Below are 12,556 nucleotides of genomic sequence, written 5' to 3' on the forward strand. Positions count from 1 at the left end.
TCCGTTAGAAAGGGCCGGGGCGGCCCCACCTTTTCATGTTTGGCAGGATCAACTTGACGCACCTGTCGGATCGGTATGCAGTATGTTGTCGCTGCTCAGACCGCTCAGATCACCCAGGCCGTCAAACTGCGCGACCGTGCTGACCGTGGCAGAGGTTGGGGCAGAATAGTCCACCTTGACCAGCACACTGTCAGTTCCATCGCTGGCCAGCAGATAGATCTCATCTCCGGCTTGAGCCCCGCTAAGCGTTTCGGCGGCGGCTTCCAGAGTATCTGTTGTCAGATCTGTGAGTGTGGTTGTCAGCCCTACAAAACCTGTGTCGATCGCGATCATGTCGCCAAGCGCCAGTGTTTCGACACCTGTTCCATCACCGCGAAGCGATGAGACATCCAACCCGCTGAACATAATGGCGTCGGCCATGTCGGCTGCAGGCCCCAGGGTGAAACCCGTTACGATGTCGGTGCCGTTCGCCGTCGGGTCCGCTTCGAAAACGATAAGATCTCGGCCCGCGCCGGACAGATCTATCACATCGTCGCCGTCCCCACCGCGGATGACATCGTCGATACCCGTGGCCGCCAAAGTGTCTGCGCCTTCTGTTCCCAATACCCAATGGGTAGGGCCACCATCGGGCGTGTTGATCGTCAACTCGATCGGCTTCGTGGGGTCCAGCACCGTCATCGTGAACGTGACGACAGGCTGGGTCAGATCGCTGACGCTTGTTGCGGCCCCGGCAAAACCGATTTCCGCCGCCCCGTTCGGGTTTGCCAGAAACAGATCAAAATCGGTGTTTTCGACCTCGGATCCCGTGTCATAGGTCACGACCGCGGGGTCAAAACCCAAGTTGGCCGTGAAAGCCATCCCGCTGAATATGTCCCGGTCCGCATCGGCATGTATTTCGAAAGCTATCGTCGACCCGCTCCGGCCTGCCTCGGAGATGAAATAGGCCGCTGGAACGTGAACCGTCGCCTGGTCTGTCGCGGGTAGGGGGTTCGGTCCTCCGGTAACCGTCGCTGAAACCGAAAAATCCAAAAGGTCACCCGCCGTTGTACCCGAAAACGCCGTGGCAGGTACGTTCAGGCTCCACGTGCCGTTGGCCGCGACCGTGGCTGTTCCAACAGAGACCGAGTTCAGCATCACCTCAAGGGTTTGTCCTGCGCCGAGACCTATGGATGAACCGCTGACCGTCAGGCCGCTGGATTGCGCGTCACTCAGCGAAAACGCGTCGTTGGTTCCGACTTCATTCAAGGTCAGGATGGGTCGGTAGTCGGTGGTCACCGAGGCTGCCGCCTGAGTAGCGGGGTTACCAGCGATGTCCGAAACTGATGCGGTGATAGAATAGGTTGTTCCGTCGGAAAGCGCGTTCAGATCAGCTGTAGTAATGGTGGTCGACCAGACACCACCCGAACCGGTGGCTATATAGGTCTGCCCGTTCAGCCCGACAGTAATGGTTTGCCCATCTTCGGCTGTCGTTGTCCCCGATACTGTCAGGTCGCTGTCCTTCTCGGTGACGTCTAGAACCGATCCAGTTCCCAGGGGGTTCAGTGAGATGGTCGGGGCGCTGAAATCGGTGTTGAACCCAGTCGAAGTCGTCTGTGTATTTCCGGCTGCGTCGCTGACTGACGCGGAAACTGTGTACGATTCGGCATCTTGAAGGCCGCTCAGGTCGAGGGGTGAAGCGGTGTAGGTCCACGCGCCACTCGTCACTGTGGCGGTGCCCGAGATATCCACAGTCCCGTCCGCTCGTTGAACCTGGATCGAGACGACCGTTCCATCAGGCGCGTCGGAAATGCCAGAGACCGTCATTCCGCCGGATTGCTCTGCCAGGTTCATGGTGCCCCCGGCCGATACCGTCGAGATTGACAGGGCGGGGGCCGTAAAGTCGGTGTCGAAGCTGCCAGTGGCCTGCGCGGCCGGGTTCCCGGCACGGTCCGAAACATCGGCGGTCGCGGTGACGGTGGCACCGTCGGAGAGGCCGGCTAGATCGGCTGCGGGAACGCTGACACTCCAGGTGCCACCTGAAACGGTGGCGCCGTAGGTTTGGCCGTTCAATCCAATGGTCACGGCCTGGCCGTCTTCGGCGGTCGTCGTTCCGGATATGCTGAGGTCGGTTCCCTGTTCGACCGCGTTCATGACCGCGCCGTCCGAAAACGTGTCGATTCTGATCGTTGGCGCGGTCGCGTCTTTGGAAACTCCTGCACTCGCCTGCGGGGCCAAGAGGCCATCGGCATCCGTCACGTCGGCGGTGATGGTGAAAGTTGCGCCGTCGGCAAGGGCAATCAAATCCGCGCTCGGCACGGTCACGCTCCACGTCCCTCCGGACACAGGGCCCGTGTAGGTCTGCCCGTCCAAAGTTACCGTGACTGTCTGGCCATCGGTTACATTCCCGGTTGTGCCGCTGATCGTCAGATCCGCCCCGACTTCGGCTGTGTTCAACACCGCACCGACGGATAGAGGCGAAATCGAGATGGACGGTCCGCTCAGATCCACGGGTACCGAAACCGCAGCAGGCGTGGCCGGGTTTCCGGCGGCATCGCTGATTGCGGCACTGATTCTGATGGGGCTACCACTGACCAGAACGCCGAGGTCGGCTGTGGGAACTGTCACACTCCAAACACCGCCTGAAGCGGTGCCGCTGTAAGTCTGGCCATTGAAGGCCAGCACAATCGGTTGGCCATCTTCGCCGGTCGTCGTGCCGGTAATCGTCAGGTCCGATCCGACGTCTACAAGATCAATCTGGCCGCCTGCGACAGGGTCTATTGTTATGGCTGGGGCGGAAAAGTCAGTATCAAAGCTGTTGGTGGCTTGAGTCGCCGGATTGCCTGCCCGATCCACCACATCAGCGGTCACAGTGACGGTCGCGCCATCGGGCAGAGACGCCAGATCGGCGGCCGGAACCGTGACGCTCCAAGTGCCGCCGGACACGGTTGCGGTGTAGATCTGACCGTTCAACCCCACAGTCACCATCTGACCGTTTTCCGCATCGGTCGTACCACTGATTTCCAGATCTGACGCGCTCTCGGCCGCATTCATGACCGCCCCGTGGGAAAATCCTGTTACCGCTATGTTCGGAGCGATGGTGTCGATGGTGTACGTGGCTGTTTCGACAGCGATCTCACCTCCGGCTCCATCCAGGTGTCGGATCGTCACGGATGTGACCCCCTGAGGCAACCCTGCCGCCTCGACTTGGCTCAGCGAAACGCTCCAACTGCCGTCCGGCCCCGCTGATACGGTTTTGGTGACCGACCCGATGGTTACCTCGACCGAAACGGTGCCATCAGGTGCTGTCGCCTTGGCAGTGGTGCTGTTGAGCGAATTTCCCTGCAACTGTGACAGGTTCAGACTGGGCGGGCGTGGCGATTCCGCGGGCGTCGCGGCATCTTCGCCGCCACCGCCGCCACCGCCGCCAGCGGCGGCCGCACCGGCCAGACCCAAACCACCCAGCACCGCGCCTGCGGCTCCCATGCCGGCACCACCAGCTGCCGCTGCCCCGGCGGCTTCAGCGGCCACTGCAAGCTGCGCGACTTCAACGGCCACGTCTTCGGCAATCATGATCGAACCGTTTTCCAGAACGTGCACGTTTTCCGCGGAAACCAGGACTGTGCGACCGTCCAAAAGCTTCAGTTGAACGTCACCGTTTGGCAGCAGCTTGACCGACTGGACACCGGGCAGGACATCGGCAAACTGAAATGTGCTCAACTCCTCCTCAGTGGCTTGGGCCAGCGCCGGCAAGGCCAGAAGGGCAGAGGCCAAACCACCGCCGACGCCCGATCCGGCCCATCGGCGCAGACGCGCTTTGACCCATTTGCGGACATGCTTCTCATGCCCTGCATCTGGTGAGTCCTTCTGGATGGAGACTTCGTGCGAAACAGGTTTCATCGTCATCATGTCCTCACAATTGGTGGCCGCGGATACCCGCGCGGCAAGACCGAAGAAGCCAAGTTCTGTTCTTCTTTCCTGCTGCCGAGTTATTCATGCGGTCGGACCTTGAAAAATTGAGTTAATCTGGAGCCGAATTCCTCGTTTTAACCACAATTTCGTTCTCGTCTTTGCCTTGGCACCGCGTCACCCTCGAAGGGACTGCCAGAGATGGCATTGGGGGTGATCTGAGTTGATGCTTCAGTTCGAAAGAGTGGTTGCAACGGGGAGTCCGGCGCTCGATTCAGGTATCGGCGATACGGCTTTAAAAACGTTTAACGGTGTTACGTATCTGTACAGCACGACCCGGGCTGGCGGCGGCATCGTGGTCTGGCAGCTTGTGGGTGGTGGGGCTCCGCAATTCCACGACGATCAGTATTTCAGCGGCACCATATCGTTGCAGGTCGGCAGCCTTGGCGCTCTGGTTGCATTGGGCGCAAGCGACCTGTTGGCACTGGACGTCGATACCGCCACGGGCCTTGTCGGGTACGAGTTGAATACGAATGGCACGATCGGGGCGCTGCAGGAAACGGCGGCGATTCCCGGAGGCGGTGATGTCACCGCATTGGTCCAGTACTCGGTGGAGGCGGTCGACTACCTGGCGGTGGCCCATCAGGACAGTGGGCTCATCGGCACCTACGTGGTGAACTCGAATGGTTCGCTCAGTCATGTGGGCTCGGTCGCGGGTAATGCTGGGGCGATGCAGACCGCGGCGGTGGGCAGCAACCAGTATGTCGTCACCGCCAATGCCACCGCCAATGCGATCCGGGTGTTCAGCACCGATCAGGGAAGCGGGACGCTGATCGAAGTGAACAACACGGCAACCCAAACGCTTGGGATCAGTTCTCCGACAGCGCTGGAGACGGTTGATGCGTATGGACACACTTGGGTTCTGGTGGCCGGGTCCAGCAGCAACTCCATCAGTGTGATGGAGCTGCGCGCAGACGGAACACTAGTTCCACAGGATCATGCGTTGGACACGTTGGGTACCCGTTTTGGCGCAGTTCAGGACATGAAGGCCGTCGAAGTCGATGGACGTGTCTTTGTCGTTGCCGGTGGCGGAGATGACGGAGTGACCCTGCTGACGATGACCCCTGATGGCAAGCTGATCTACCTAGACAGCTTTGCGGATACGCTGGATAGCGGTCTTCAGAATGTTGAGACCATCGAGGTGGCCCATGTTGGCGACGACCTTCAGATCTTTGTGGCATCGCAGCAGGATGCAGGGCTAACCCAGCTGACAGTGTCTCTGGACTCCTTGGGCAATGTCATCGAGGGGAATGGAATCGTAACTGGAACCGCTCAGGACGACATGCTGAGCGCCGGCGTTCTGGACACTGATTTGCAGGGCGGTGCCGGTGACGACATTCTGATTGCCGGTCGCAGTGAAACCACCATGCAGGGCGGTTCCGGCGCGGACATCTTCGTTATGCGATTCGGCAGTGGATTGACGATGATCACGGATTTCGAGGCCGGAACCGATCGGTTGGATCTGTTCGACTACCCGATGTTACGCAACCCCGGGCAGCTGACCGTGACGTCAACGGCACAAGGGGCTCGGATTGAGTTCATGGATGAAACCGTCGAGTTATTTTCGGCCGACGGTGGCACACTCACCAGCGCCGAAATCTTCGGGTCCGGTTTTAAGGGGCCGGATCATATCCCCGTTGACTTTGGCGTGCTCACGGGGCCCGAGGCCTCGGCCGGTGTTACGGGTCCAGTCACGGTAGAGTCTTCCGGTTCAAACCCCGCGCTGAGCGATGCTGAGATCGTGTTCAAGCCAGTTGGAAACAGCCCGATATCGGTACAGGCCGACGATCAGGGCCAATTCGATCTTGATTTGCCATCAGGTTCGTTGCCGGGTCATGTGGACATCATCAAGTCCTATTCACATGCTAGCGGAGAGATCACGGCCCTCGATGCGCTGCAGGTTTTGCGGATAGCGGTCGGTTTGGGACCAACCTGGGGACCCGCAGCCCCCGAAAACCTCATCGCGGCCGATATCACCCGGGATGGCACCGTCAATGCACTGGATGCCCTGGCCATCCTGCAGGTTGCCGTTGGGTTGCCCACCGCACACGAGCCGGAATGGGTCTATCTGGACCAGAACGCCGATCTTTCCTCAATCACGCCCACGAATGTCGACTATCAAACCGGCGCTGCGGTTGCCGCCCTAGATGGCGTGTTCAGTGTGGACATGACGTCGATCCTGCTTGGGAATCTCGAAGCGGTGTAAGTTGGCTATTCGGGGAACGCAAAAGGTGAGCAAAAAGGTATCGGGCCTCCGCGCAGACCCAGGTAAAGTCTAAGCATTGCAAATGGCGACCAAGCCGATGCGGCATCTCTAGCCAAGTTCCGGCCTGAGGTGGTGGTTCGTTCGTCATGCCTCGTGGCTGCGGAAAATCCGTGTGGTCGAGAAATAGCGTTCCAACTCCTCTATACGCTCTTTGCTTTCTTCCCAGCGCGCTTCCTGAACCTCGGCGATCAGGGTTTCCGAAATGAGTTGAAGGGCGATCGTTGAATCCCAGCTTGATGGAGCTTCGACCAGAGCGTGAAAGGTATAGTTGGCCGATTTGCCGATGGGTGACCCCCATTGGTCGGTGAACAGCACGACGGTCACTCCGCGATCGGACGCAACTTGCGCCAGCTTCTCCAGATGCGCTTCGTAGCGGCGGATGTCGAAGATGACCAGAACCGAGCTTTCGTCCATGTCCAGCAGGTATTGCGGCCATACGTTGGCCGAGTTGCCCAGCATCGTCACGTTGGGCCGGATGATCTGCATGTGGTTGAACAGATAGTCGGCATTCGAGCGGGTGATGCGGCCGCCCACGACATACAAATGGCGCTCGGTATCGGCCAGCAACTGCGCCACCGCGTCGAACATCGACTTGTCCAAACGCTCCAGCGTGTGGCGCATGTTGGTCCATACGGCTTGGGCAAAACGCGTGATCGGATGCTCGGTTTCATCATCCACGATCCAGGCATCGCGTTTCGAAATCGGCTTTTGGATCTGTGCCGCAACTTCTTCGCGCAACGCCTCCTGCAACGCCGGAAACCCATCGAAACCCAGTTTTCGCGCCATGCGAATGACCGTTGGGGTGGACACTTGCGCCGCCGCTGCCAGCTTGGTGATCGATTGCAGCCCACCCATCGGATAATCCTGCAACAGGACCGATCCCAGCTGCCGTTCCGAGCGGGTCAGGCCTTCAAGTTCGTCCTGAATGCGTTGTTTGACCGTTTTGGCGACAGAGGCCATCGGCGCCCTCATATTATTCAATTTGCTACAGGATATGAGTGATTGTAATTTTGTCTACAGAAATTTTCTTGACAGGCCCAAGGCCGCTGTAACAAATGCTACGCATGCAGTCCAAGACCGAGTCATCCCTGTTATCCCCGCTGGAAGCGCCCGCCGCACGTGTGTTGAACGCGCGTGGCGTGGCGCGCGCGGTTTTGGTGTGCGAACACGCAAGCCGGTTCATTCCTGCGGCTTTGGATGGGCTGGGGCTGGACGACGTGGCGGCCCGTTCACACGCGGCCTGGGATATTGGAGCGCTGGAGGTTGCGGTTGAACTGGCCGGCGCCCTGGATGCACCTCTCGTACACTCGCGGGTTAGTCGGCTGGTCTATGACTGCAATCGTCCGCCCGAACGGGAAGATTCGATGCCGCCGCGCAGCGAGGTGTTTGCTGTGCCCGGCAATCAGGGTCTGACGGCGGAACAGCGCGCCCAGCGAGTTCGCGACATTTATGAACCGTTCCGGTGTCTCTTGTCGCAAACGCTGGACCGCCGCCCAGAACCGCCTGTCCTGATTACGATCCACAGTTTCACACCAATCTACAACGGCAAGACCCGGGCGGTCGAACTGGGGATATTGCATGACTCTGATGAACGTGCGGCTCAGGTCATGCTGAACCATGCGGCGCATTGCGGGCTGAGAGTGGCGTTGAACGAACCGTATTCGCCAGAGGATGGTGTCACGCACACTCTGCGTGAGCACGGTATCGCGCGGGGCTTGCCCAACGTGATGATCGAGATCCGCAATGATCTGATCGACACGCCGACCGGGGTCAATCGGATTCTGGGGCTGTTGACGCCAATTTTGGCCGCCACGGTCGAAACCTTTTCCGACGCAGGGCAGAACACATGAGGGCAGGGGTGCAGGTATGAGTTTCATGCGGGGATATATTGCGGTCATCGACCGCATGAACCGCTGGATCGGGCGGGTCGTGATGTACGGTATCTTCGTGATGATGGGCATCCTGCTGTGGTCGTCGATCTCGAAGACCTTTTTCCTTCCGTCGCTCTGGACGCTCGAAGTCGCGCAGTTTGCGATGGTCGCCTATTACATTCTTGGCGGACCGTATTCGATCCAGATGGGTTCGAACGTGCGGATGGACCTTCTCTACAGCGAATGGTCGCACCGGCGCCGGGCCTGGACCGATGCGATCACCGTGCTGTTCCTGATCTTCTACCTGGGCGTGATGATCTATGGCGGGTTCGACTCGCTCAGCTATTCCCTGCAATATGGCGAACGCAGCCCGACCGCGTGGCGCCCTTATCTGTGGCCGATCAAGGTGATCATGGTCGTGGGGCTGATCCTGATGCTGCTGCAGGCCATTTCCGAGCTTTTCAAAGATATTCTGCGCCTCAAGGGCGATGACATCCCGCGCGAGGTGATCTGATGTCGTATGAGTTGATCGCCATCCTAATGTTCTCGACCATGATGCTGATGCTGCTGACCGGTCAGCGCGTGTTCGGTGCCATCGGTTTCGTGGCCGTGGTGGCGGCGCTGCTGCTGTGGGGCGACCGCGGCGGCTATGACATCGGCTTTTCGGCCGCGATGAAGCTGATGAAATGGTACCCGCTGCTGACGCTGCCGATGTTCATCTTCATGGGCTATGTTCTGGCCGAGTCCAAAATCGCTGACGACCTGTACAAGATGTTTCATGTCTGGATGGGTGGACTGAATGGCGGGCTGGCCATTGGCACGATCGGCTTGATGGTGCTGATTTCGGCGATGAACGGGCTCAGCGTAGCAGGCATGGCGATCGGCGCCACGATTGCGCTGCCCGAACTGCTCAAGCGCGGCTATGACAAGAAGATGGTGACCGGGGTGATCCAGGCCGGGTCATCGCTGGGCATTCTCGTGCCGCCATCTGTGGTGCTGGTTCTCTATGCGATGATCGCGCGTCAGCCTGTGGGGCAGCTTTGGCTGGCGGGCATCCTGCCGGGTCTGATGATGGCGGGGATGTTCATCCTGTATATCGTGATCCGCTGCCGGATAAACCCCGAGCTCGGCCCGGCCCTGACCAGGGAAGAGCGCGACGTGCCGATGGCGGAAAAACTGCGGCTGCTGCGCGCGGGACTGCTGCCGTTGGCGATTTTCGCGGCGATGATGGTGCCATTTGTCAATGGCTGGACCTCGCTGGTCGAAAGTTCGGCCATCGGGGCGCTGACGGCTTTTGCTGCCGCCGTGCTGAAAGGGCGGATGACGCGCGAGGTGTTCGAGGTTTCAGTGCGCTCGACCCTGGGCATCACCTGCATGTTCATGTGGATCATCCTGGCCGCGCTGGCCTTTGGTGCGGTATTCGACGGGCTGGGCGCCGTGCGCGCGATCGAGACCCTGTTCACCGAGCGCCTTGGCCTGAACCCCTGGGTGATCCTGATCCTGATGCAGCTGAGCTTCATCGTCATGGGCACCTTCCTCGACGACACCGCGATGCTCGTGATCGTGGCGCCGCTATACGTGCCGCTGGTGGGGGAACTGGGCTTTGACCTGATCTGGTACGGGGTGCTGTACACGATCACCACGCAGATCGCTTATATGACACCGCCCTTCGGCTATAACCTGTTCCTGATGCGGGCCATGGCCCCGCCCGAGATTTCGCTGCGAGACATCTACGGCTCGATCCTGCCCTTCGTGATGGTGATGACGCTGGCGCTGGCCATCATCATGACCTTCCCGGAGATCGCGCTGTGGCTGCCCGACTACATCTACAACAAATGACCCCGGACATACCGGGGCACATGCGAGAGGTTGGTCTCTCGCCCATCGAAACCGACAACGGAGAGAGAAGATGACGAACAGACGCACATTCCTGAAAGGGGCCGCCGCGGCCCCGGCAGCCGCGCTGGCCACCCCGGCGCTTGCGCAATCCACGATCCGCTGGCGCATGCAAACCTATGCCGGCCCCGCGCTGGCCGAGCATGTGATCGACCCGGCCATCAAGATGTTCAACCAGATCGCCGGCGACCGGATGCAGATCGAGCTTTTTTATGCCGACCAGCTGGTGCCCACGGGCGAACTGTTCCGCGCCATGCAGCGCGGCACGATTGACGCGGTGCAGTCGGATGACGACTCGATGGCCTCGCCCACCGAGGTGACCGTGTTCGGCGGCTATTTCCCGTTTGCCTCGCGCTACTCGCTGGACGTTCCCGTCCTGTTCAACCAGTACGGTCTGAACGAGATCTGGGACGAAGAATATTCCAAGGTGGGCGTCAAGCACATCTCGGCCGGCGCCTGGGATCCGTGCCATTTCGCCACCAAAGACCCGATCAACAGCCTGGCGGACCTTCAGGGCAAGCGGGTTTTCACCTTCCCGACGGCGGGCCGGTTCCTGTCGCAGTTCGGTGTGGTCCCCGTGACCCTGCCCTGGGAAGACATCGAGGTCGCCGTGCAGACCGGCGAACTGGACGGCATCGCCTGGTCGGGCATCACCGAGGACTACACCGTCGGCTGGGCGGATGTGACCAACTACTTCCTGACCAACAACATCTCGGGAGCTTGGGCCGGGTCGTTCTTCGCCAACATGGACCGTTGGAACGAACTACCCGAAGACCTGCAGACCCTGTTCCGCGTCTGCACCGATCAGTCGCATTACTACCGTCAGTGGTGGTATTGGGGCGGCGAGGCATCGCTGCGCGTGAATGGTGACAAGATGAAGCTGACCTCGATCCCCGACGAGGAATGGGCCCAGGTCGAAGCGGCCGCCGTTGCCTTCTGGGATGAGATCGCAGCCGAGTCCGAGACCAAGGCCAAGGTCGTCGAGATCATCAAGAAGTACAATGCCGACATGCAAAAGGCTGGCCGTCCCTACCGGTACGGCTAAGGTGAAACCGGCCTGCCCTCATACCGGGGGCAGGCCGTCGAAAACGTCAGTCCGGCAGGTGGCGCCGGCGCAGAAATAGGTGGCTCATGCTCAACTTCGACACGCTCAAGACCCAGGTTGCCGAAGGCTCGGTCGATACGGTTCTGGTCTGCATGGTGGACATGCAGGGCCGCTTGATGGGCAAACGATTCCACGCGGGTCATTTCGTGGCCGGGGCTTGGGAAGAAACCCATTGCTGCAACTACCTGCTGGCCACCGATCTCGAAATGGCGACGCCGGACGGCTATGCCTCGACCAGCTGGGAGCGCGGCTATGGCGACTATGTCATGAAGCCCGACCTCAGCACTCTGCGCCCGGTTCCGTGGCTGGAAGGCACGGTGATGGTGATGTGCGACGTACTGGATCACCACACGCATGAGGAGGTCCCGCATTCTCCGCGCTCCATTCTGAAGAAGCAGGTCAATCGCCTGAAGGCCATGGGCTATGAGGCAATGTGCGCGACCGAGCTGGAGTTTTTCCTGTTCGAGAAGAGCTTTGACCAGATACGCAAGGAAGGTTTCCGGGATCTGGAACCGATCTCGGGCTACAACGAGGATTACCACATCCTGCAGACCACCAAAGAAGAGCATGTGATGCGGCCGATCCGCAATCACCTGTGGGATGCGGGCATTCCGGTCGAAAATTCCAAGGGCGAGGCCGAGGCCGGGCAGGAAGAACTGAACATCAAATACGCCCCGGCCATGCAGACGGCCGAGTATCATTCGATCGCCAAGAACGCGGTCAAGGAGATCGCGTGGCAGCACGGCCATGCAGCGACCTTCCTGCCGAAATGGCATCATGACCGGGTCGGGAGTTCGTCACATGTGCATCAGTCGCTGTGGACGGACGGGCAACCGGCCTTCTATGACCCGGCCGATCCGCTGGGCATGTCGGACCTGATGAAAAACTACATGGCGGGCCTGTTGAAATACGCGCCCGACTATACCTGTTTCATGGCACCCTACATCAACAGCTACAAGCGGTTCATGAAGGGCACCTTTGCGCCGACGCGGATCATCTGGTCGGTGGACAACCGCACCGCGGGGTTCCGGCTGTGTGGCGATGGAACCAAGGCGGTGCGGGTGGAGTGCCGGATTCCGGGTTCGGACATGAACCCCTATCTGGCCATCGCGGGCATGCTGGCCGCCGGGATTGCGGGCATCGAGGAGGGGCTCAAGCTGCAGCCGCCGACCAAGGGCGATGTCTATCAGGGGGATACGGGCATGATTCCTGGCAACCTGCGCGCGGCGCGGGATGCGCTGCATGGGTCGTCCATGCTGCGGGCGGCCATGGGCGATGACGTGGTGGATCACTATGTACGTGCCGCCGAGGTCGAGATCGAGGAATTCGAGCGCGTGGTGACCGATTGGGAGATTGCCCGCGGGTTCGAGCGGGCGTAGAGGGCGGATGTGAGGGGTCAGCCCCTCACGCTCTACGGGATATTTTTGGCCAGATGAAGCAGCGGGTCTGCTTTGCTTGAGGATGGAGTGACCA

The 12,556-nt window shown here is 60.1% G+C and carries 8 protein-coding genes; 6 read left to right on the forward strand and 2 right to left on the reverse strand.

The window, feature by feature from the left end:
* Positions 1–48 precede the first annotated feature (48 nt).
* A complete protein-coding gene (locus ACR0DA_RS14960; RefSeq protein ID WP_480754690.1) occupies positions 49–3,882 on the reverse strand; it encodes an Ig-like domain-containing protein in 3,834 nt (1,277 codons plus the stop codon).
* 358 nt (positions 3,883–4,240) lie between these two features.
* Between ACR0DA_RS14960 and ACR0DA_RS14965 the strand changes: the two genes are divergently transcribed.
* Positions 4,241–6,151, forward strand: a complete 1,911-nt coding sequence (locus ACR0DA_RS14965; RefSeq protein WP_480754692.1) for a dockerin type I domain-containing protein — start codon at positions 4,241–4,243, stop codon at positions 6,149–6,151.
* A gap of 144 nt (positions 6,152–6,295) precedes the next feature.
* Here ACR0DA_RS14965 and ACR0DA_RS14970 read toward each other — a convergent pair whose 3' ends face one another.
* Entirely contained in the window at positions 6,296–7,171 is an 876-nt protein-coding gene (locus tag ACR0DA_RS14970) for a MurR/RpiR family transcriptional regulator (RefSeq protein ID WP_093963099.1), read from the reverse strand.
* A gap of 104 nt (positions 7,172–7,275) precedes the next feature.
* Between ACR0DA_RS14970 and ACR0DA_RS14975 the strand changes: the two genes are divergently transcribed.
* The 5 genes from ACR0DA_RS14975 to ACR0DA_RS14995 all read left to right on the forward strand — a co-directional run bounded on the left by ACR0DA_RS14975 (position 7,276) and on the right by ACR0DA_RS14995 (position 12,462).
* On the forward strand, positions 7,276–8,061 hold the full coding sequence (locus ACR0DA_RS14975; protein WP_170509997.1) for an N-formylglutamate amidohydrolase: 786 nt from the start codon (positions 7,276–7,278) through the stop codon (positions 8,059–8,061).
* Between the two features lie 16 nt (positions 8,062–8,077).
* Entirely contained in the window at positions 8,078–8,596 is a 519-nt protein-coding gene (locus tag ACR0DA_RS14980; protein ID WP_170365895.1) for a TRAP transporter small permease subunit, read from the forward strand.
* A complete protein-coding gene (locus tag ACR0DA_RS14985) occupies positions 8,596–9,921 on the forward strand; it encodes a TRAP transporter large permease (protein ID WP_170600012.1) in 1,326 nt (441 codons plus the stop codon). Before ACR0DA_RS14980 ends, ACR0DA_RS14985 begins: the two co-directional genes overlap by 1 nt.
* 70 nt (positions 9,922–9,991) lie before the next feature.
* On the forward strand, positions 9,992–11,023 hold the full coding sequence (locus ACR0DA_RS14990; RefSeq protein WP_093963096.1) for a TRAP transporter substrate-binding protein: 1,032 nt from the start codon (positions 9,992–9,994) through the stop codon (positions 11,021–11,023).
* Positions 11,024–11,109: 86 nt separating this feature from the next.
* Positions 11,110–12,462, forward strand: a complete 1,353-nt coding sequence (locus ACR0DA_RS14995) for a glutamine synthetase family protein (RefSeq protein ID WP_480754694.1) — start codon at positions 11,110–11,112, stop codon at positions 12,460–12,462.
* Positions 12,463–12,556: the final 94 nt, after the last annotated feature.

This window comes from Ruegeria sp. CI8 (assembly GCF_056536865.1).